This window comes from Telluria sp. ZT3P26, from assembly GCF_059686035.1.
The window spans coordinates 419,235-441,250 of the sequence record NZ_JCASII010000004.1 but is presented as its reverse complement, the minus strand read 5'-3'; the positions used below and the strand labels follow the sequence as shown (position 1 = coordinate 441,250).

Here is a 22,016-nt window from a genome sequence, read left to right as displayed (position 1 = left end):
TCAGACTTGCGCCGTGGTTTCGAGGCCCTGCACGGCATGCGCCCGCGCATTGGCTTCAACCTGCCGCAGCGCGTGCAGGTAGCGCGCGATCACGACGTTTTCATCGAACTGCGCGACGACCTTGTTCCTGCCAGCCTGCCCCATGATCAGGCGCTGTGCAGGCGTGAGGCCGACCATCTGGATCATCCTGGCGGCCAGGTCGCCCACATCCTTTACATGGCACAGCAAGCCGTTGGCCTGATGCTCGACGATATCCTTGCAGCCGGCCACATTGGTGGCGATGATCGGGCGCGCCATGGCCGCCGCCTCGAGCAGCGTGTGCGGCACGCCCTCGCGGTACGACGGCAACACGACGCAATCGGCCTGCGCCAGGTAGGGCCGGACATCGTCGGCCTCTTTCAGGTACTCGATCAGCCCGCTGCTCGTCCAGCCCGTGATCCGTTCGAACGGGATCGAGTTCGGATTGTGTGCGTCCACCGGCCCCAGCAGCTGGAACTGCACCGCAGGCAACTGCTGACGCACGATGCGCGCCGCGGCGGCGTATTCCTCGACACCTTTATCGCGCAGCATCCTGGCCACCAGCAGGAACCGAAACGCGGCCGGTGCGGATTGCCGCGCCGGATAGGGCTGGAAGTGCTGCAAGTCGATCCCGGAACCCGGCAGCACTTCCACCACGTCAGGCCGCGTCAGGCCCGCATCGACAAACAGCTTGCAATCGTCGGCATTCTGGAAGAACACCCGATGCGATCGCCTGAGCGAACTGCGGTACAGCCGTTTGACGAGGCACGTCAGCAGGGAGTTGTTGATGAAGGTCGCGCCCAGGCCCGCGATATTGTTGATGACCGGGATACCGAGCCCGTGCGCCGCAATCGATCCATAGATGTTCGGCTTGATCGTGTAACCCAGGTAGGCCAGCGGGCGCACCGATTGCAACACGCGCCAATACTTGACCAGCAGCGACAGGTCGCGGCTGGGACTGGTGCCATTGTTGTCCATCGACACCGTCTTGAAACGACAGCCGAGCGAGGCCAGCCGGGGCGCATACGCGTCGGCGGGCGCCATCACCATGACGTCGTAGCCTTGCGCGATCAGGGCCTTGACCAGGCCGGCGCGAAAATTATGGATATTCCAGGCGGTATTCACCGAAATAACGATTTTCTTGTTCATGGTGTCCATCCTCAGAAATTGGCGCAGTTCACGAGGTCAGCTCGCCAGCGTACAGGGCGGCGCCACGGCCGGCGCCGGCAGACAGTGCAGCGCAGCGTCGCCCGCTTCACTGTGCGGCGCGCCCTGCTGTTCAAGCCACGACTGGAACATCAGGACATCCCACAGGTGGTATTGCCAGTTGCGTTGGCCACAGACGTGCTCGTGCCAGCGCGTGCGCAGCAGCGCGGGATCGAAAAAGCCTTCGCTGCGTAGCCGCGGCTCGGCCAGCAGAGTCTCGGCCCAGTCACGCAGCGGGCCACGCAGCCAGTCGCCAATGGGCACGCCAAAGCCCATCTTGGGCCGCTCGATCAGTGTTTGCGGCACATAGCGATACAACACTTGCCGCAGCGCCCACTTGCCCACCCCATCGCGCAATTTCAGCGCCAGCGGCAGCCGTGCGGCGAACTCGATCACGCGGTGGTCGAGGAATGGCACGCGCGTTTCCAGCGACACGCTCATGGCCGCCCGGTCGACCTTGACCAGGATGTCGTCGGGCAGATAGGTCAGCGTGTCAAGCGCCATCATGCGTTCGACACTACCGAGCCCGGCCAACGCTGGCGCGGCGCCGCGCAGCATTGTGGCCGGCTCATGACCACCGGTCACGAGTGCGGCCGGATCGTCCCAGTGCGACACCAGACCCAGGTACACAGCGTCGAGCGACCCACTGGCAATGACCTGGGCGCCTTTGTGCAGTTTGTCGCCCGTGTTGGCAAAGCGCATCGCGCGTGGCAACCATGGCGCCAGCGCGCGCGCCAGCCGGTTCCAGGAGGCCACCGGCACCCGCGTGATGCCGCGGGCGGCGAGCCGGCGCACGGGCAACGGCGCCGCGCTGATCGACTTCCACAGATGAGCGGCAAAACCATAGCGGGTGTAGCCGCAAAACAGCTCGTCGCCGGCGTCGCCAGACAGCGATACCGTGACGTGCCGGCGCGCCAGCTGGGACACGAGGAACGTGGGAATCTGGGATGAGTCGGAAAACGGTTCGTCGTACATCGATGGCAGCCGCGGAATGACGGACTGGGCCTGCGCGGCCGTCACGTACAGCTCGGTGTGATCGGTGCCCAGATGACGGGCCACGGCTTTCGCATGCGGCGCCTCGTCGAAGCCCTGCTCGTGGAAGCCGATGGAAAAGGTCTGCACCGGACGCATGGACCGGGCCTGCATCAGTGCCACGACCGTCGACGAATCGACCCCGCCGGACAGGAATGCACCGAGCGGGACGTCGGCCATCATCTGGGCGCCGACGGCGTCCCTGAGCAAGGCGTCGAGAGCATCGACTGCCTGCGCTGGCGTGCCGGAAAACGGCGAGGCCAGACCCGCCATGTACTGCTGCGCGGCCGACCAGTACCTGTGCAGCACCGGTTCCGGGCGCGCCGCCGAGACGGTCAGCAGGCAGCCCGGCAGCAGCTTGGCGATACCGCGATAAATCGAATACGGCGCCGGCACATAGCTGTGCCGCAGTTGCAGGCACAGCGCCGCGCGGTCGATGTCGGCACCCCATGCCGGATGGGCGCGCAGTGCCTTGAGTTCGGAGCCGAACAGGAACACCGCGTCGGCCCCCCTGCCCTGCCAGCCGTAATACAGGGGCTTCTCGCCGATGCGGTCACGGCCCAGTGTCAGCACGCCCGTCTGCCGGTCCCAGACGGCAAAGGCAAACATGCCAATGGCGCGTTCGACCGTGGCGGCAATGCCCCAGGCATCGAAACCAGCCAGCAGCGTTTCGGTATCGGAACGGCCGCGCCATCCGCAGACCCCGGCACTTGCCTCGAGCTCGCGCCGGATGCTCAGGTGGTTATAGATTTCGCCGTTAAAGACCAGCACGAAGCGGCTCGAGCACGACCGCATCGGCTGCTGGCCGGCCGGTGACAGGTCGATGATCGCCAGGCGCCGGTGCCCCAGGGCGATGCCATGCGCGCCGTCGCACCAGTAGCCGGCATCGTCGGGGCCGCGATGGTCGATCGCGTCGGTCATGCGCCTGAGCGAGCCGTTCTGGTCGGTCGCCGGTGCAGCAGCCGCTGCCAGAAAACCAGTGAATCCGCACATTAGCATTCCCCTTTTGCCATGATGCCTTCGTAAATGCGCTCGAAGCGCTCCCGGACGCAGGCCATCGTGTACTCGGCGCCGATGCGCGCCCTGGCCTGCTGCCCCATCTGCCTGCGATGCGCAGGATCCAGCGCCACCAGACCTGCCACACCCTGCGCAAGCGCGCCGGGATCGGCCCGCGGCACCAGCACTCCCGTACCTGCCATCAGGACGGCGACATCGCCGACATCGGTCGCCACGCACGGCAAGCCCATCGCCATCGCCTCGCCCACCACGTTGGGAAAGGCCTCGGTGCGCGAGGACAGGCAAAAGATGTCCATGGCAGACAGGCAGATGGCGACATCGGTGCGCTCGCCCAGCAGGACAAAGCGCGCGGCGTACCCGGTGGCATCGATCCAGCGCATCAGTTCGGTGTTGGCGACGTCGACGTTCTTGCCGATCATCAGAAAGCGCAGCCGCGGGTGACGGCCGGCAAGCTGCCCGGCGGCGGCGACAAAGTTGGCGTAATCCTTGTCGAGGTTGAAGCGCCCGAGTGTGCCCAGCACGATATGGTCGGCAGCAAAGCCACAACGCGCGCGCAGCGCGGCGCGCCCGTCATCGCCCGGGGTCAGCGCCGACAGATCGAAGCCATTGCCCACGACCACCATACGGCTGGCATCGTAGCCAAGCCGGGCATGGGAGCGGCGCGCCGCCTCTGCCACGCACACGATCGTGTGCGGCACCCAACGCGACAACGATGCGCACAGGTGGCGCACGAGCGCCGTACTGCGCGCGGAGCCGCCGTCGACATCGGTCGTGCGAATGCCCCAGATGACATTGCGGTTGCCGGCGAACCGGGCCGCCAGGCCGCCGAGAAAATCGGCGTGATACAGCCAGGTCTGGACGATATCGGGACGCATCGCACGCATCAGGCGAACCAGTCGTACGAGATCGGTGACGGGCGCACGCCGCACGTCCAGCACGATCAAGGTGATGCCGGACGCGACGAAACGGGGATACATGCCGCCGCCAGGGGTGAGCACGATGACCGTATGCCGGTAGGCGCTGTCGTGAAACGCAAGGATGAGCCGGTACAACGCCATTTCGGCGCCACCTACTGCCAGGCCGGTGATCACATGCAGGACGTGGCGTGTCATGCGCGCTCCCACGCGGCCGATCCAGTGCGCGTGGCCGGAGCAAAATCGGCCATGCAATGGCTTTGCATGCCATGGGTGTCAGCCAGGCGCCGGTAGTGCCGCAGCAGCACCTCGAGCTGCGCAAGATTCTCGTCCAGGTTTACACCGAAATTGTGCGGATGCCACCACAGGTGAAAAATACTGCCCTCGCGCGCTGCCAGCGCCATCCCCTGTTTCAGGCGACGCAGGCGCAGCGGCAACAGGGCGCGGTGCCGGCGCGACCATGGGTAGAGAAACTGGCTCCCCGGCACATTCACGAGGGCGCCATGCGCCTGCGGGCGCACTGTCCGCTTGCCGCTCAGGGGCAGGCAGGCATCGGCAAAGCGCACCGCGCGACCGGCAACGCCGCCGACCACGGCATCGCCATCGCGATACAACGGGTGCTGTGCATTGCCGCGATACACCTGGATCGCCGACTGCGCCAGGATGGGCAGGAAGGCGGCCACAATCTGGTTGCGGGGCAGTACTGCGCTGCGCAGGCAGGCGCCCATGCCGGCGGCCACCGATTGGGCGCATGCCAGATCCGCCGCAAACTGCGCCGGCGATGCGCCCGCTTCATTGCAATAGAAATGGCCGTAGGTGTGCGTCCCCAGTTCCTGGCCCTGCGCCGCCAGAATCTGCTCGACCAAGGGCCGCGCAAAGAACAGCCGCGGGTAGCTGCGCACGACCTGTTCCATGGCATACGGCGACAGCGCTCTGCGCGCGTAGCCCGGCAAGAGCGTGGGACGGGTGGCGCGCCAGTCATCGTAGTTGCGGCACATGATCATTCCCACCGTCGCCCACGTGACGCGCACGCCGTAGCGCGCGAACAAGGCCAGCATCCGGGGCACGGCGTCCCATTCGCCCAGCACGTTGCGCCCGTAGGCAGCAATCGTCTGCGTATCGGCAACGCCCCAGAACAGCTCGAAATCGAGCGAAATGACGAATTTTGCAGAAGCCATGGTTGAATGCGAGGAACACGTTTCAAGCGAATCGTTGCGTTCGTGCAGGTGCACGCGTGATGTGAAAGCGGCCGGGCCAGTCGCGTCGTGAAACGCTGCACGGCGCTCCCTTTCAGCGGCAGCGGGCCATAAGCTGCCCGGGCCACGGCATCGATGCGCTGGCCGGCGCGCTGCCCGGCGTGGCACATACCAACGCAAAGGTGGCCAGCCAGTACGAGGCGGCATCGAGCATCTGATGCGTGAACAGCGACATGAATGCAAACAGGAATGCCATTGCATAACGTAATCCACGGTCGCTGAAGAACAGGCTTTTACACAGCATGATGAGCATCCATCCCCATAATAAAATGCCGAAGACACCATATTCGGCGGCCAAAAGAAGTAGCTGATTATGCGTACTGCCCCGGTGCCGCCAAAAATGCGTTGCGCCAGCACCTGCGCCGAATAAAGGGTTTTGAAGAAATAAATCCCAGCCCGCCTGAATGACATCTGCGCGCTCCTCGGAACTATCATCATCGAAGGTAAAGCTGGAGAAGAAGTTGAGCCTTGACAGAATATTGTTCGCTGCGTCTTCGAATTCGTCTCTTGACGATATATAGCTTTCAAAGCTGCCGATAAAGACGAGAAGAATAGTCAATGCAATCCCCAGTGAGATGCAGGCTGATTTTGGTAATGTTTTCTTATATATAAAGAGCCCAAGCAATACTAACCACGCGATGATTGCGGCGCGGGAAAATGTGGTCAGGACGGCGATCCCGGCCAAGAAGAACAACGGCATCCTGTAACGGCGCCCGAGCACGGCAAAGCCGAGTACGAGGATATGCAGCATCGCTTCCCCCGCCAGGTTCGGATTGATGAACATTGCTGCTGCGCGGCCGAGAACCGCTCCCGTCAGATCTACCGGGTACAATAATCCGGGGCTGGCAAAATCGACGATGACGGCGCACGGCACGCTGACCATCAGAATGATCATGATCCGCAAATACATTCTCGCTGGCGAGATTGCCGCGACAAAACCAAGAAACAGCGCAAACAGAATGTATTGTGCGCGCGTTGCGATCATCGAGCGCCTCGCTTCGGCGTGCATATCGATGAATGATGCACCGCCCACATCGGCACTGGCGTGGAATGCAGCCAGATGAATCATGTTCAACAAAAACAATAGCAGCGCCCACAGGGCAAATGGCGACACCAGATAATGGCGGAGCGCCTGCCACCGCAACAGCATCAGCGGCACAATGAATGCAAAGATGCCGAAATAAATAAATTTCGGCAGAAACCCTGCATCAAGCACATATAAATAGATGGGCAGGTTGGCGTACATCGCACCAAGCGCCGCCGCCATCAACAGCGTGTGATAACGGACGAAGAACCGGCTGTCAGTACGGAGCAACGGCCGGGCGGCACGCCGTTCGAGCAGCCTCGACAACGTGCCGGGGGCAAGTTCATGGCGCATTGGCTGAGCCTCCGGGCGCCGGCCTGTGGCTGCCTGCATCGCTGCCTGTGTGGGTGACTGCAGCAGGTTCGTCTGCAGGTTCGTCTGTACATTCGTCGGTACGTTGACCTCCACGACCGACTGTGTGGGCATCTTCGACAGCCAGCGCCTGGCTGCCGCACAGATCCAGGAACAGCGTTTCCCACATCTGCCCGATCTTCTCGATCGAAAAGCGCTCAATCGCCTGCACCGAACGGGCCGCGAGCTGCCTGCGGAAAACGGCGTCGCCCATGACGCGCGCCAGTGCGTCGCTCAGCGCGGCGGCATCGTTGGGTGGCACCAGGAGCCCGTCGATGCCATGCCGGACGATGTCGCGCGGCCCGGTATCGCAATCGACGCTCACTGCGGGTACGCCGTGCGCCATGGCCTCGGCCAGAACATTGGGGAATCCCTCGGAATGCGAGGTCAGCGCAAACAGATCGGCCTGGCCATACCACTGTGCGATATTGCCGGCCATGCCGGGCATGGCCACGCGCTGCGCCAGCCCCAGGCGGTTGATCGTCGATGCCAGACGGGCACGCTCGGGGCCTTCGCCGAGGATGACCAGATCCCAGTCTGGGAACGCGCCTGCCAGGCGCTGGAACGCACAGATCAGGGCGTCGAAGTTTTTCACGGGTTCGAGGCGACCCACGGCAAGCAGACGCTTGCGCTGTGGATGGCACAGCTTGGCGAGACTGCGCCGTGGCGGGTTGTCCGGCAGTGGCCAGGCAATGGCATTGGGAATGACGACAACCCGTGACGCCGATGTCCGTGTTTCGATCCAGTGCGCGCATTCGCCGGTCAATGCCACCATGGCCGAGAGCCGGCCGTACTGGGTGCGGCGCAGGCCATGCCAGAGGCGACCGAGTGGCGCATGTGGCGGGTAGCACCGCTCGGAACCGATCGTGCGCAGTGCCGGCAGCGAGCGGCTGGCAAGGGCCAGCAGCACATTTGGCGTACTCATCATCGCCAGCGCAATCTGCGGCCGCAGACTGCGCAACAGGCGCCGCAGCGCCACCACGCGCCGCACGTTCTGCCACAGGCCATGCAGCGCATGGCGACTTTCCCCGGCCAGATGCAGCGATATGCGCATGATCCTGCGGTCGAGCGGGTAAAAATCAGCGCTGACCGGGGCCAGCGTGACAATGGTCACCTCCCGGCCCTGGCTCGCCCAGAAATTGGCCAGCGTGCATGCGGCGCGCTCGGCGCCACCCGCAGACAGGCTATGCATGAGCAACAGAATTTTCACTGGATGCGCTCCATGGCTCACACACATGGCGCGGGGCGCCGCGGTGACGACCGGCGCCGCAGCACCAGCCAGAAAAACGACGCGTTCAGACCGTACACCACCATCGCCGCCAACGCGATGCCGTTGACGCCAAGATGCGGCACCAGCAACAGGTTGCCGATCACCTTGCCGCCGCAGCCAATGACGCCCGACCAGAAAATCAGGCCATGACGGCGCTGGCTCAGCGCATAGCTCACCAGCACCATCGCCGAAAAATAGAAGGGCAACTGCGGCAAGCCGTAGCGCAGCACCTCGCTTACCCGCGCCGTGTCCGCGGCATCGAACTGGCCCCGCTCGAACAGGACACGTATCGCCCACGGCGCGATCAGATAGCTCAGGAGCATCACCACGATCCCGCCGGCGAACATCAGGCGCGCCCACGACGCGGCGACGCGGTAGACGTCCCCGGTCGCGTCGGCGCCGGCCTGCGAAAACACCGGCAGCGTGGCGCGTGAGACGGCAATGGCTGCCAGGCCAAGAATCAGCGACAGCACGCGATTCGCATAGCCCAGCATGGCAAGTGCCCCTGTGCCGAGACCGACAGCATGGAACTGGTCGATGATCACCGTAAAGCTCATCAAGGCCTGGCCGGCAAGCATGATGCCGAAGCCTTGCCAGAACCATTGCCAGTGGGCAGATGTTCGGGTAAAGACAGGCGCGACGAGTTCGTGGCGCGCCGTCACGGGTGCCAGCAGCGTGAGCAGGTGAACGGCGCAACCGGCAACGGTGCCCCACACCAGCGGGCCAATACCGCCGCCGGCGAAGGTCAGAACCGCTGCCGCAATGAACAGCGTCGGCACGCATTCGAGCAGGGTATTGACGTGGCGCTGCGCCGCCAGCAGCCACGCCGACAGCAGCGCGACCAGCAGACCGAGCGGCAGCATCAGGAGCATGCCGGGAAGCGCCGTCGCGGCCAGCTGCGCCGAGTGGGCGGGCAAGCCGCTCCGGCCGGTCAGCAACATGATGCCGATGCCCATGCCGCCCAGCAGCGCCAGCGCAACGCCGAGCATGAGCGTGAAGCCGGTCAGTTCTGCGCGAAAGCGCGGGATCGCGTGCGGATCGGACACACGCATGCGCGCGACCAGCGGCACCAGCACTGCCGTCAGCACACTGGCCCAGATGCCGAGTGGCCAGGACACCAGGTTGTACACGAACTGGTAGGCATCCACCTCGGCCGCCAGGCCGTAGCGGTAGGCGACGACCATCTCTTTCGCGGCGCTCATCAGCTTGCCAAGCAACGTAAACAGGGCAACGGTCAGCATGCCGCGGAAAATGGCGAGATGCTGCGGATCGGCGATGCGGCACCGTGTACCGAGCGCATTGAGCAGGCTCACTTGCGCCCCTCAACGCGACCATGCAGCATCGTCAGCGCGGATTGCAAATACTCAGCCGGCGTGTGCATGGTTCATACCTGCGCTTGCGGCGATATCCGGGGTGATATCCGCCCTGACATCGCAGGCCGTACCGGTGGTGGCTGCTGCGCTGACACCAGCACTGGCAACAACGGCGTCGGCCGCACCTTCAATAGCGCCCTCGACCACCTCAGCGCCCGGTGCCGGACTGCCGAGATGCTCGCGATACCACGGCACCGCTGCTGCGAGGCCGGCATCGATGCGGTACGCGGGCGCATAACCGAGTTCGCGCATGGCCTTGCTCACGTCCGCCTGCGAGTGATGGACGTCGCCAGCACGAAACGGGGTATATAGCGGCTCCATGATTGCCGTCACGCCATGCCCAGAGAGAATGGTTTTGAGACGGGCGAACAGCTGGTTCAGTGTCGTCGCGTCGTTGACGGCCACGTTGTAGACGGCACTGCCGGCAGCGACCGGCGCCATCGCCGCCAGCAGGTTGGCCTGCACCGCATTGTCGACATAGCAAAAATCGCGGCTCGTGCTACCGTCGCCATGGATGTGCACCTGGCGCCCTGTCATCATCGCCGCGATCCACCTGGGAATCACGGCCGCGTAGGCGCCATCGGGATCCTGCCGCTTGCCGAACACATTGAAGTAGCGCAGACCCACCGTGCGCAACCCGTAACAACGGAAAAACACATCTGCGTACAGTTCGTTGACATACTTCGTCAGCGCATAGGGCGACAGCGGCTTGCCAATGCGCTCTTCTACCTTGGGCAGGCCGGGATGGTCGCCATAGGTCGAGCTGGACGCGGCATACACGAACGATGTGATGTGCGCATCGCGCGCAGCGACCAGCAGCTGAAGAAAGCCGTTGATATTGGTGTCGTTGGTGGCGACCGGGTCGGCGATCGAGCGCGGCACGGAGCCCAGCGCAGCCTGGTGCAGGACCTTGTCGACGCCGGCGACGGCATGCCGGCACATGTACGGATCACGGACATCGCCCTGCATGAACGTGAAACGCCGCCATTGACCGGCTGTCACGAGACTGCGCACGTCATCCAGGTTGCGCTGGAAACCGGTCGACAGATTGTCCAGGCCGACGACGGTCTGATCGAGCTTCAGGAGCGTTTCAAGCAGATTGGACCCGATAAAGCCCGCGCAGCCGGTGACCAGCCACCGCCGGGGATGTGCGCGCAGCGCTGCCTGGATATCGTCGTAATTGGACATGGACCGGTTCCTGTCGGAGTGGTAAATAGAATGACTGTGCGCATTGCACGGGAGACTGCATCGGTCAGATCGCCCTGCTTCTGGGCTGGGGTCGCAAACCAAGGATGACGGCCGGGTGGCGACAGCGGCCCCAGTGGCCACGTACAAGGCGCATGTAGACCGCCACGTAGACCAGCATCTGGAGCAGGACTAGCGCCACTGCCGCCGGCACGGTATCGCCGATCAGCAGGGCGGCGATCGTCGCGGCGCTGAGCCATGCGGTGACGAAACAGGCCACGCCGGCATTGCGGCCCCACGCATGGCGGACAATCCCGATCCTGGTGCAGGCAACGCGGCGGTAGAACAGCGAGTGCAGATGCAGGCGGTCCGGCGCGCCGACCAGGGCGCTGCGCAAGAATTTTCTGCGGTACATGCTGAACAGGACTTCGATCACCGGGTATGCGTAGATGGCGAGAATCTGCCACGCGTTGATGCCGGGATTGCGGACGATCGTCAATACCGCGACTTCCGCCGCCCAGAAGCCGATGAAGTAAGCGCCGCCATCGCCCATGAACAGGCGGCCGGTGGGGTAATTCAGCAGCAGGAAGCCAATGGTCGCGCCCATCCCGGCCAGCGCCAGCTGCGTCACCAGGACATCCCCATCCTGCCAGGCCAGAAAACCTGTGCCAGCAAGAATGACGACGACCGTGCCACCGGCGACGCCATGAAAGCCATCGACGATGTTGATGGCATTGGACACGCCGGCCACTGCGAACGCGGTAATGGCAAACGAGACCGGTACCCAGTGCAAAATGCCGTCGAGCGCCCAGATATCTAGGCGTGGCAGATGCGCTTCGACAAGAAAGGCGGCAAGCATGGCGCTCGTGAGGATCGCGCACAGGCGGATGCGGACCGACACCTGCTTGGTCAGGTCTTCGATAATGCCGGCCAGAAACGCAGGCAGCGCTGCCAGTAACAACAGCAGGATGAGGGTGTTTGTCTCGATCTGCCGCGCTGACGGATAGCCGAACAGGCTGCCGCAGGACGGGACGGCCAGCACGCCCGCCACCATGGCCACGCCGCCAGTGCGTGAAACCAGGGTCTTGTGAACTTTCTGGACGCCGTTGACATCGATATCGAATGAAAACTTGCCATGCCAACGTTCGGTCAGAATATTGAGCATACAAATGGACAAGCTCGCAAATAATGCCAATACAAATGTTTCGACAAGCGGGAACAATAATGCTGATAGAAACAGCGATTCAGGACTACTGAATGTTTTCTCCAACGCCATCATGCCCTCCGTTCAGCGCCGAAAATAGTCGGCATTCACGCGCACGGCGCAGCATGTCGATGCAATCGCGCGTCGCGATATTCATGCATGCCATTTCGATACAGGCTTTTACTTTAGCAAAAAAGGAAACTGGAAAACGTTGAAAAAATCGATGCATCGATGGTTGGTTATGCGCGACAGATGCATTTTTATGATTGGTTTCTTTCGCGATTTATCTATTAGAAAATATTGGGAGAGAGATATGTTCGGAGTGACGACCGACGCGCCACGTGCACCTGGATCATCGGCATGGCATCGGCGAATGGAACACTGTGCATGCGGCGCAGGCAACTGCAAGCCGGGTCACCCCTGCGCGGTTGTCGTCCGCGTCTCGCTGTTTGCGGTACTGCCGCCTGCCTTGCCCTGCGTCGCAGCTGGCGGCACGGCAGTCTGGGCGTCATCATTGTCCTCGGCCAGCGGCGCCTGCGTACCGATCGCAAGCCGCCGCATGCCCCACGCTGCGCCCCCCCGGTGCTTGCGCCGCACGAGCGAATTCTTCAGTGCCGATGCGCCGATACCGCTGACCAGACCCAGCAGACAGGCAAGCACAACCATGACCGGCAAGGCCAGTGTGACCGACTGCAGCGGTGTCTGTGCCCGGTCGACCAGACGCACGTTGATGTGATTGGACAGCATCAACGCATCCAGCTTGTGGCGCATATTGAGCAGCTCGAAGCTCATCTGGCTGTGCGCCAGCTTGTCACGGTTGACCGCCAGGATCTCTTGCTGGGCCGCGGCAAAGCCCTTGCGCCTGGTCTCGATGTCAGCCAGGTCACGGCGGATGGAGGCGATGTTCCGCGTCACGACCAGCATATCGGGATGCCGGTCGCCGAAGCGGCCCGACAACGCGATTTTCTGCTGCTCTTTTGCCGTCAGTTCGGCCTGCAGCACGAGCGATTGCTGGGCCAGGATACGTGCGTCTTCGCTCAGGTCCGACGCGCCATGCGTGCGCAAGAGTTCGTTGAGCCTGACATCGAGCTCACCGATGCGACGCTGCGCCTGCGCGACTTGCTGGTCATAGAACACCAGCTGGTTCTTGACCTCGTCGGTTTTCTGGGCAGTTTGCTGCTGGATATACTGGTCGGCAATTTCATTGAGTATCCGGCTGACCAGCTCGGGATTGCCCCCCTGCAGCGACACGCCGATCACATTCGATAAGCGACCCTTTTCGGCGATCGCCAGCGACCGCTGCAACCTGTCGACTGCCTGTCCTTCGCGACTGCGGTGCAGCGTGAATGCGGCGCCCGGTCTGGCGTGGATCGTCGCGACCAGGATGTCCATCGGCCCGGACGGCGTCCTGGCGCGCAGATGCTGGCCGGCTTTGCCATGCACCCGTATGCCGGTTTCGGGCTGGCTGAGCGTATAGGCATCACGGCCGCTGACGACCAGCCTGAATGGCTGGCCCAGCAGCGCATCGGGCACATCGAAGATGTCCACCCCTACCTGTTCGTTTCCCCAGACATAGCCGCCGAAGCCAAACAAACCGGGATCGGACAAGCCCGGATTGCTGCGCGCAATGAACGCGCCAACGACGGGAAACAGCGTCGGCTCGACGGCGATATCGAGGCGAAGCGCATTCACCACCCGCGCCAGGACCGAGCGCGAACGCAGGATCTCGATTTCGGTGATGGCCGGGGTTTCCGTCTGCAGGTCGGCCGACGGGGGCGCATGGCGCGTGATCTGGATCAGGATGTTCGATTCATAGACTGGCTTCACACCCAATGCGACGGCGATGGCGAGAATGGCGACGGCACACGCGACGCCCACGATCAGCCAGCCGTTGCGCAGCACATACCTGATCGCGAACAGCGCTTCGGGCGCCTCACCCTCTCTGCCGCGCCGCGACAGCGGCATGGACACTGGCTGCAGGCCGCGCTTCATGGCTGGCCCGTGCCCGCCTTGAGGCAGTGTTCGCTGCAGACATGCAAGGCGTCGGCAAACTGCCTGGCCACCGACCCCGCCGCCACCGACTGCGCGCACATCAGGTACAGGCGCGTATGGTGATGGTGCCCGCCCGTCACCGGCAAGGCACACAAGTGCCGGGCATCCAGCGCCTGTTGCACCTGCAACCTGGGCAGCCACGCATACCCAACACCCTGTCGCAGGATGCCGATGGCGCGGTCCGGATGACACACGCGCCAGGCGCCCGGATGATGCGACGCCGACTCGGCCGGGCCGGCAACGTCCCCGTGCTGCGCCGGGGCAATGACGATCTGCGAATGCGTGACGAGCTCATCGTAAGTGATCGCACGCTTGCCTGAAAACAGTGGATGCGAAGGATGTGCTACGGCGATGTGTTCAACCTCGAACAGGAACCGGGCAGCAAAGCCCGCCACCGGCTGCGCGCCAATGGCGATGTCGACCTCGCCCCCATGCAATGCGCGCCGGGCGCCGTCGGACGTGACTTCGCTGACGCTCAGGCGCACGTCGTGCAGCGACGGCGAGCAATGCCGCACTGCCTGGATCAGCAGTTCGGAGGGGAAGCCGGGGTCGATTGCCACGCGCACGTCAGGACCCCAGCCTTGGCGCAGCTGGTCTGCCAGCGCCTCGAGCGCATTGGCGTGCCTGACCAGTTCGCGTGACCGTTCCAGCACCTGCAGCCCTTCGGCGGTGATTTGCGCCTTGCGGCCTTTCAGTTCCAGCAGAGAGATGCCGAGTTGCTCCTGTAACTTGGCAACGGCGTGGCTGACAGTCGATTGGGTCACATGCAAGCGATCGGCGGCGCCATCGAAACCATCGTAGTCAATTACCGCATGAAACATTCTCCATTGCTTGAGACTGATACGCGGCATTCTGTTCGTCAACGACGTGACCGTGCCGGGTTTCGCCGCAGTGCCAATATCGATGACCTGTGATATATGCGGCGCAATATCCGATGATTCAACCAATTTCATGGCGCATCTCACCCACATTATCCGTGCAGATATTTAATTGAGAAAATCTTTTGAAAAGCCTGCTCGCACGCGCAATACGAGTAAATGGTAGGCAGGATATCCGGGACGGATTCTGCGTACCATCAATGCATTGGAGCGATTGGAAAGTGAATGAGGAATTCAGCGCCGACTGAATTGCACAGCAGGCATTGCGCCTGCCTATATACTCAAAGAAAATTCCTTATTAGATATTGCGCCTAAAATATTTTAATAAGGAATCAGTGTGAAAGGCGACTACCGACGGCAGCCGCCTTTCATCAACCACCCGCCATCAGGCGCCGGCCAGCACTGACAGATCCAGCACGGCCAGGCCGCCCAGATCCTGCTCGGTGTTACCGGCGAACGCAGCGCGGCTCGCAGTACCGTTTTTCAGGTACTTCTGCACGACTGCCTTCACCTGCGCCTGCGTACAGCCAAGCACGCCCTGGCGGAAACGCTCGCGCGTTGCCATGTCGGTGCCGCGCCGGAACATGCGCCAGCCCAGGCGCACCGCATCCCACGGCGCTTCCGGCTTGTCGAGCTTCTTGATGACGCCGATGATGGCCTCCTCGACCTGCTCGTCGCTGTAGTCGGACGCCAGGATGGTGTCGACTGCCGCGTCGAAATCGCGGTAGGTGGCGGCCAGGCGCGGGTCGCGGAACGAGACCATCGAGAACACGCCCGAATCACCCGCATACGACGCGCTGCCGCCATACGCGCCACCTGCCTCGCGCAGCGCCGTGTGCAGGACCTGGTTGGTGAACAGCTCGGCAGCCACGCTCAGGGCGCCGGCGTCGTCGTCGTGCGACATCGGCACCGCCCATGCGATATTGCAGTGATTGACCTGGCCTGCCGCGTGGAGCGCGACATTCGCGGGGGCCTGCGGTGCGGCTTCTGAGGACGCGCCAGGCGCCACAGCTGCACCAGTGGTGGTGCCGGACGTCGGCCAGGCCGCCGCCAGAAGGCGCGCCAGGTCATGGCCATCGTCGCCACTGCCGGCGCACAGGATGCTCGGGCGTCGGGCCACGATGGCAGCGTGGATGCGCGCCAGTTCGGCCGCGACCTGGACCACGCCTTCCGGCGTTGCGGCCAGGGTTTTCAGGCGGGCGTTGAACGCCAGCGCCGTCGGTCCTGCGATGACATCCTGGAAGCGCCGCACCTGCGCCAGCGGCGCGCTCACGGCCATGGACGCATAGTGGCTGCCGGCCTGGGCCAGGTCGTCCAGCGTGTTTTCCACCTTGCGCTCGAGCAGATAACGCAGGCGAACGGCCTCGTCGAAACGTGGCCGGGCCATATAGGCATCGAGCACTGCGACGATGTTGGCATGCTCTTCGCGCAGGGCGTTGGCCGATACCGTCAGGTCGATGCGCAGCGCGCCGTCCGGCATCTGGAACGGCTGCAGGTCGAAGCCGAACGACGGCACCATCCGCTGGCGCCAGGCGCCGGCCTCGGCGTAGTCCTGGCCTTCCAGGCCCAGGTCGTCGCGCAGCTGCGTGTACAGCGCCAGCCAGGGCCAGTCGGCGGCCGGGATGGCCGACACGTCATACACGATGCTGGCCGACGAAATGCCGTTCGAGCCGATGCTGAATGCGTGGATGTCGTCGGCGGTTGGCGCAAACGCGGGCAAGGCGCGCGGCTGCGTGCTCACGTCGCCGGGCCGGATGCGCGGCAGCACCTGCGTATCGAACGCCGTTTTCTGGTGCGCTTCGAGGGCCACGGTATCGGCCGCGATGCGCGCACGGTCGGCGTCGGTCAGCCGGGCCGAGGCCTGCGCCAGGCGCGCGCTTTCCACCGCATCGCGGTCGGAAAAATAGGCGGCGTCCGGCACGATCGTCGAAACCAGGCGGCCAGGCGAACTCAAGAGGTTGCGCACGAGCGACTTGAAGTAAGCCGGATCGGCGATATCGCTTTCCATTGCCTGCAGGATCGCATCGCTGTCGAAGGCGGTAACGACGTCGCCGTCGCGCATCGCGACCGGCAGCGCCACCAGCAGGCGTTCGAGCACGTTCGGCATGCTGCCGCTGCGGGTATTGCGCTGCTGATATTTCAGGTCGCGCAGCGCGGCCTGCAGCGTGGCGTGCTCCACGCCCTGCTCGGCCACCTGCTCCAGCGTGGACCAGATCAGCGCTTCCGCCAGCGGCGCCTGGGCCTCGGTGAGACCTTCCATGCCGACGTGGAACAGCATCTGGCGCGCACTGTCGTCATGGCCATTGAAACCGGACGGCCGGCCATAACCTGCCGTCTCCATCGCCTTCATCAGTGGCGCAGCGGCGTCACCCAGCAGGCCGGCCGACAGCAGGCTCGCTTCGAACGCCACTTTCGGGATCGCCGACTCGCCCATCAGCCACGTCATTTGCAGCCCGAATTCGTTGTCGCGGCCCTGCTGCGACGGAATGCGCACGGTATTGCGCTGCGGCGCCGCGAAGGCGCTGGCCAGTTGCGGGACGCGGCGCGTTGAGGCGTCGATCTGGCGCGCCAGCACGCGCTCGGCAATGCGGGCCTGGACCGCGGCAGCGGGCAGCGGCCCGGCCGTCATGAAGACCGCCTGCGACGGGTGGTAATGGCTGGCGTGGAAGTCCTTGAGCATCTGATGCGTGAGCTCGGGGATGGCCAGCGGATCGCCGCCCGAATCGACCTCGTAGGTGGTGCCACTCAGGATCGTCGAGGTCAGGCCCTTGTAGAGCGCGTGGCCCGGGTCGGCGAACGCGCCCTTCATTTCATTGAAGACCACGCCCTGGTAACCGAGCACGCCATCGGTGAGCGTGTAGCGCCAGCCCTCTTGCAGGAAGTTCAGGTAATCGAGCTTCGGGAAAAAAGCGGCGTCGAGGTAGACGTCGAGCAGGTTGTAGAAGTCGTTTTCATCGGTGCTGACGAACGGATACACGGTGCGGTCGGCATAGGTGAACGCATTCATGAAGGTCGCGGTGGAGCGGCGCAGCATGGCGAAGAACGGATCGCGCACCGGATAGCGCTGCGAGCCGCACAGCGCCAGGTGTTCGAGGATGTGCGCGCGGCCATCGCTGGCGTCGGGCACGGTAGGGAACCCCACCAGGAAGGCCATGTCGGCGCCGGTGGTGGTCAGGTGGATGTGGCGCGCGCCGGACGCCGGCGCGACATACTCTTCCATCGTGGCCTGGAGTGCAGGAATGGCGTGACTGCGGAGGTGCTCGAAATGACTCATGTACGGTTCTTTCAGAATATGGCAATGGTCGTGGTGGGCCATGAAGACGTTCGACGACGGCATGACGACCACAATGCCCTGAAATTCTACCGCGTGCCGGGCACACGCGTTGGCGCCCGCCAAACCAGGGTCGCGGACTCATCAATATATCAAAAGATATTTTGTTTTTCGATATAGTGTGGTTCAATGGAGTCTGACGAAAGCGACGCCATGAACCCGCATCCAGAAACCCTGAACCTGCCCGAAATGCAAGCCGCCGCCGTGCGCGCCTGTGCATTGCTCAAGACACTGGCCAATCCGGACCGGTTACTGCTGCTGTGCCAGCTGACGCAGGCCGAATACTGCGTCAGCGAATTGGCAGCGGCGTCCGGCATTGCCCAGCCCACCCTCTCGCAACAGCTGGGCGTGCTGCGCGAAGAGCGTCTGGTCACGACCCGGCGCGACGGCAAGCAGATCTATTACAGCCTGGCCAGCGACGCGGTCAGCGCCGTGCTGCAGGTCCTGTACCAACAATTCTGTGCACAACCAGCGGGAGGCAGCAATGACCGTCAACTGGACTGATTTCACCCCATGGACCGCGCTGGGCGGTGGTCTGCTGATCGGCCTGGCGGCCGCGCTGTTCGTGCTGTTCAATGGCCGCATTGCCGGCATCAGTGGCATCGTCGGCGGCCTGCTGCGCCCGGCCCAGGGCGAGCGCGGCTGGCGCATCGCATTCCTGTTCGGCCTGGTCGCGGCGCCTCTCGTGTACACGCTGGCCGCCCCGTTGCCGGCCATGCGCATCGACGCCGGCACGGGCACGCTGATTGCCGCCGGCCTGCTCGTCGGCGTGGGTACCCGCTACGGCGCCGGCTGCACCAGTGGCCATGGCGTGTGCGGGCTGGCGCGCGGCTCGGTCCGTTCGCTGGCGGCGACGCTGGCGTTCATGGGCGCAGGCTTTGCGACCGTGTTCATCGTGCGTCATCTACTGGCTTGAGGAGAACGGCATGCGCATCCTGATGGCATTGATCACCGGACTCGTGTTCGGCATTGGCCTGATCGTGGCCGGCATGACGAATCCGGCCAAGGTCCTGGGTTTTCTCGACCTGGCAGGCCACTGGGACCCCTCCCTGGCGCTGGTGATGGCCGGCGCGATCCTGGTGGCGCTGCCCGCATTCCGGGTCGCCGCCAGGCGCCGGCAATCGCTGCTGGGCGAGCCCATGCATCTGCCGACAGCCACCCGGATCGACCGCCGGCTGGTGCTGGGGAGCCTGGCCTTCGGCGCCGGCTGGGGACTGGCCGGCTTCTGTCCGGGTCCGGCACTGGCCTCGCTCGCGACGGGCGGCGTGCAGCCACTCATTTTCTGCATCGCCATGCTGGCCGGCATGGGCATCTTCGAACTGCTCGAACGACGCAGGTCCTGATCCAACGATCTCCGGAGGCACCATGATTTTCAAGCAACTTTTCGAACCGTTGTCGAGCACCTATACCTACCTGCTGGGTGATCCGCAGACCGGTCAGGCCATCCTGATCGACCCGGTTATCGTCAGCATGGAGCGCGACCTGGGCGTCCTGCACGAACTGGGACTGACACTGGCCTACACGCTCGACACCCATATTCATGCCGACCACATCACTGCGGCGCTGGCGTTGCGCAATGCCACCGGCAGCAAGATCGCTGCACCCGCGTTCGACTGCCTGCCGTGCGCCGATGTGGCGATCGAGGAAGGCCGCCCGTTCGAGGTGGGCGGCCTATCCCTGCAGCCGCTGCATACGCCCGGCCATACCGATGGGCACTTTTCCTATCTGCTGGGCGAACGGGTATTCACCGGTGACGCCCTGCTGATCGACGGCTGCGGCCGCACCGATTTCCAGAACGGGGATGCCGATGCGCTGTATCGCAGCGTGACCGAAAAACTGTTCGCACTGCCGGATGAGACGCTGGTCTATCCGGCTCACGATTACCAGCAACGCCATGTTTCCTCGATCGCCCAGGAAAAACAGCGCAACGCCCGACTGGGCGCCGGCAAGACGCTGGAGGCGTTTCGTTCGATCATGGCCGAACTTGCCCTGCCCTACCCGACCTTCATCGACTACGCCGTGCCGGGCAACCGGGCGTGCGGGGTGTGTCCTGAGGATCTACCCGAACGCCTGGCCCAGTATTGCCGGCAAATGGGTGTCAGTCTGCAGGGCTGACGTCTGCGCGCACGGCAGGGCTGTGCAGCAATCGTGCTGGTGGCAGCATCCGCCCCGTTCGTCTTATCATATGCCTTGCTACGGCCGCCCATGCAAGCCGGCCGGCACCCTCCCCGTCAACCAAAAGGAATTCCATGTCAGAAACACTTACCGTCTCCACCGCTGAACGCGGTTTCGATTGCTACGTGGCCCGTCCCGACGTCGTCGGCACCTATCCGGTCATCATCGTGCTGCAGGAAATCTTCGGTGTGAACGCCGGCATCCGCAGCATCGCCGACAACTACGCCGCCAAGGGCTATATCGCCGTTGCCCCCGACCTGTTCTGGCGCGAAGAGCCGGGCGTTGATCTGTCCGAAGCGAATGAAGCCGACGTCGCGCGCGCATTCGCCCTGTACAAGAGCTACGATTTCGATCACGGCGTGCAGGACATTGCTGCCACCATCAGCGCAGCGCGCACGATGGAAGGCAGCAACGGCAAGGTCGGCGTTACCGGCTACTGCCTGGGCGGCCTGATGACGTACCTGAGCGCAGCGCGCACCGATGGCGATGCGTTCGCAGCCTACTACGGCGGCGGCACCGACAATTACCTGTCCGAAGCAAAGAACATCGGCGCGCCGTTCCTGTACCACCTGGCCGGTGCCGACGAATACATCGGTCCGGACGCGCAGGAAAAGATCAAGGCAGCGTTCGCCGACAGCAACGATGCCGAGATTCATGTCTACCCTGGTTGCGACCACGCGTTTGCCCGTCCGGGCGGCGGTCACTACGACCATGACGCGGCCACGCTGGCCAACAGCCGCACCGACGAGTTCTTCGCACGCACGCTGCGCTGATCCGGCGCCTGGCGCAATGGTCCTCTGCCGGCGCCATGCCGGCAGAGGACGTTTTATCTGGTGTCGGCTGACACGCTATCTGACAAACTGGCGTCTGATGTGTGGCATGGCCCAATACGGAAGGAAGTAGCGTTTTCAGCCCACGTGAGCTGGACACTGACCATGGATGGTTTGGCGCAACCCGTCGATCGTCTGCTTATCTCCAATTGCGTTCGTTCACTCTAAAGCGCAGAAATCCACCGATCCGCACTAGCTGGTGCCGTCGAACGAAAGCACAAACCGATAATCGTCTTCCGCTCCTTGCTCGTGGAGTACGTGTTCGATCAAGAATCCACAGCGTTGGAGCACTTTTGCCGATCCAATATTCCCAGCATAGACATTGGCGACCAGGCGCGTCAGGTTCCAGCGTGACCGTGCCTCCTGGATCAACTGCCTGACTGCCAGCGTTGCCAATCCTTGCCCGCAAGCGCTCTCTGCAATCCGGTAGCCGACTTCAGCAGATCGTTCCGCCGCATGAATATCTTTCAAGTTCGCCCGACCAACTATATTTCCTCCAGAATCTTCGATAACCAGCGGATGCCAGGTTCCGTTATCAAGAGCGGATAAACACGAAGCGACATGGTCGGTGACGCCTTCGAATGAGTAGAACGCAGCGCTGCGGGCGTCAATATGCCGTTCAAACCATTGACGATTTTCCATTTCAAATTTCAGCAGCAACTCAGCGTCACTACTTTGCAAAGTACGGATCTGAAAAGGCCCCATAGGATCATTTACTCCCTAATGAAAAACAACAACAAAGCCGGGGTCAGGTCTGACATTTGGACACGGCCTCAACGTTGCACGATTCCAGTTCGTTCAGACTTGACGTTTTCATCGATCCAGTTTTGGGCGACGGCG

The 22,016-nt window shown here is 63.4% G+C and carries 17 protein-coding genes and 1 pseudogene; 5 read left to right on the top strand and 13 right to left on the bottom strand.

Annotated elements, in window-relative coordinates; genetic code table 11:
• The 12 genes and pseudogenes from AC56LN_RS15670 to AC56LN_RS15615 form a co-directional block, all read right to left on the bottom strand.
• Positions 1 to 1,167 carry a glycosyltransferase family 4 protein gene (locus AC56LN_RS15670; protein ID WP_499573042.1) on the bottom strand — a complete coding sequence of 389 codons (1,167 nt, stop codon included), beginning with the start codon at positions 1,165 to 1,167 and terminating at the stop codon, positions 1 to 3.
• Positions 1,168 to 1,203: 36 nt separating this feature from the next.
• Positions 1,204 to 3,249, bottom strand: a complete 2,046-nt coding sequence (gene asnB, locus AC56LN_RS15665) for an asparagine synthase (glutamine-hydrolyzing) (RefSeq protein WP_499573040.1) — start codon at positions 3,247 to 3,249, stop codon at positions 1,204 to 1,206.
• The gene (locus AC56LN_RS15660; protein ID WP_499573039.1) at positions 3,249 to 4,385 is read right to left on the bottom strand and encodes a glycosyltransferase family 4 protein; all 1,137 of its coding nucleotides are present in this window, start codon (positions 4,383 to 4,385) and stop codon (positions 3,249 to 3,251) included. Before AC56LN_RS15660 ends, asnB begins: the two co-directional genes overlap by 1 nt.
• On the bottom strand, positions 4,382 to 5,365 hold the full coding sequence (locus AC56LN_RS15655; RefSeq protein WP_499573037.1) for a polysaccharide deacetylase family protein: 984 nt from the start codon (positions 5,363 to 5,365) through the stop codon (positions 4,382 to 4,384). Before AC56LN_RS15655 ends, AC56LN_RS15660 begins: the two co-directional genes overlap by 4 nt.
• Positions 5,366 to 5,477: 112 nt before the next feature.
• Positions 5,478 to 6,821 (bottom strand): O-antigen ligase family protein, encoded by a 1,344-nt coding sequence (locus AC56LN_RS15650; protein ID WP_499573035.1) that lies wholly within the window; start codon positions 6,819 to 6,821, stop codon positions 5,478 to 5,480.
• Positions 6,811 to 8,070 carry a glycosyltransferase family 4 protein gene (locus tag AC56LN_RS15645; RefSeq protein WP_499573033.1) on the bottom strand — a complete coding sequence of 420 codons (1,260 nt, stop codon included), beginning with the start codon at positions 8,068 to 8,070 and terminating at the stop codon, positions 6,811 to 6,813. Before AC56LN_RS15645 ends, AC56LN_RS15650 begins: the two co-directional genes overlap by 11 nt.
• 35 nt (positions 8,071 to 8,105) lie before the next feature.
• Positions 8,106 to 9,461 carry a lipid II flippase MurJ gene (locus AC56LN_RS15640; RefSeq protein WP_499573031.1) on the bottom strand — a complete coding sequence of 452 codons (1,356 nt, stop codon included), beginning with the start codon at positions 9,459 to 9,461 and terminating at the stop codon, positions 8,106 to 8,108.
• Between the two features lie 231 nt (positions 9,462 to 9,692).
• Positions 9,693 to 10,709, bottom strand: a pseudogene (locus AC56LN_RS15635) (SDR family oxidoreductase); the annotation flags it as partial.
• Positions 10,710 to 10,773: 64 nt separating this feature from the next.
• Complete coding sequence (locus AC56LN_RS15630; protein ID WP_499573030.1) at positions 10,774 to 11,985, bottom strand: glycosyl transferase; 1,212 nt, start codon at positions 11,983 to 11,985, stop codon at positions 10,774 to 10,776.
• A gap of 339 nt (positions 11,986 to 12,324) precedes the next feature.
• Positions 12,325 to 13,902: a Wzz/FepE/Etk N-terminal domain-containing protein gene (locus tag AC56LN_RS15625; protein ID WP_499573028.1), complete on the bottom strand. Its 1,578-nt coding sequence runs from the start codon at positions 13,900 to 13,902 to the stop codon at positions 12,325 to 12,327.
• The gene (locus AC56LN_RS15620; protein ID WP_499573303.1) at positions 13,899 to 14,813 is read right to left on the bottom strand and encodes a LysR family transcriptional regulator; all 915 of its coding nucleotides are present in this window, start codon (positions 14,811 to 14,813) and stop codon (positions 13,899 to 13,901) included. Before AC56LN_RS15620 ends, AC56LN_RS15625 begins: the two co-directional genes overlap by 4 nt.
• Before the next feature lie 412 nt (positions 14,814 to 15,225).
• Complete coding sequence (locus AC56LN_RS15615) at positions 15,226 to 18,114, bottom strand: insulinase family protein (RefSeq protein WP_499573027.1); 2,889 nt, start codon at positions 18,112 to 18,114, stop codon at positions 15,226 to 15,228.
• 210 nt (positions 18,115 to 18,324) lie between these two features.
• On the opposite strand from AC56LN_RS15615, the gene AC56LN_RS15610 reads away from it, so the two are divergent.
• From AC56LN_RS15610 to AC56LN_RS15590, 5 genes are all read left to right on the top strand, one after another.
• Positions 18,325 to 18,675, top strand: a complete 351-nt coding sequence (locus AC56LN_RS15610) for an ArsR/SmtB family transcription factor (protein ID WP_499573025.1) — start codon at positions 18,325 to 18,327, stop codon at positions 18,673 to 18,675.
• On the top strand, positions 18,656 to 19,087 hold the full coding sequence (locus AC56LN_RS15605; protein ID WP_499573023.1) for a YeeE/YedE family protein: 432 nt from the start codon (positions 18,656 to 18,658) through the stop codon (positions 19,085 to 19,087). Before AC56LN_RS15610 ends, AC56LN_RS15605 begins: the two co-directional genes overlap by 20 nt.
• Before the next feature lie 10 nt (positions 19,088 to 19,097).
• Positions 19,098 to 19,514, top strand: coding sequence for a YeeE/YedE family protein (locus AC56LN_RS15600; RefSeq protein WP_499573021.1), 417 nt, complete (start codon positions 19,098 to 19,100; stop codon positions 19,512 to 19,514).
• 22 nt (positions 19,515 to 19,536) lie between these two features.
• Positions 19,537 to 20,286: an MBL fold metallo-hydrolase gene (locus AC56LN_RS15595; protein ID WP_499573019.1), complete on the top strand. Its 750-nt coding sequence runs from the start codon at positions 19,537 to 19,539 to the stop codon at positions 20,284 to 20,286.
• Between the two features lie 134 nt (positions 20,287 to 20,420).
• Positions 20,421 to 21,119 carry a dienelactone hydrolase family protein gene (locus AC56LN_RS15590; RefSeq protein WP_499573017.1) on the top strand — a complete coding sequence of 233 codons (699 nt, stop codon included), beginning with the start codon at positions 20,421 to 20,423 and terminating at the stop codon, positions 21,117 to 21,119.
• Positions 21,120 to 21,368: 249 nt separating this feature from the next.
• Here AC56LN_RS15590 and AC56LN_RS15585 read toward each other — a convergent pair whose 3' ends face one another.
• On the bottom strand, positions 21,369 to 21,881 hold the full coding sequence (locus tag AC56LN_RS15585) for a GNAT family N-acetyltransferase (RefSeq protein ID WP_499573015.1): 513 nt from the start codon (positions 21,879 to 21,881) through the stop codon (positions 21,369 to 21,371).
• Between the last annotated feature and the right edge of the window lie 135 nt (positions 21,882 to 22,016).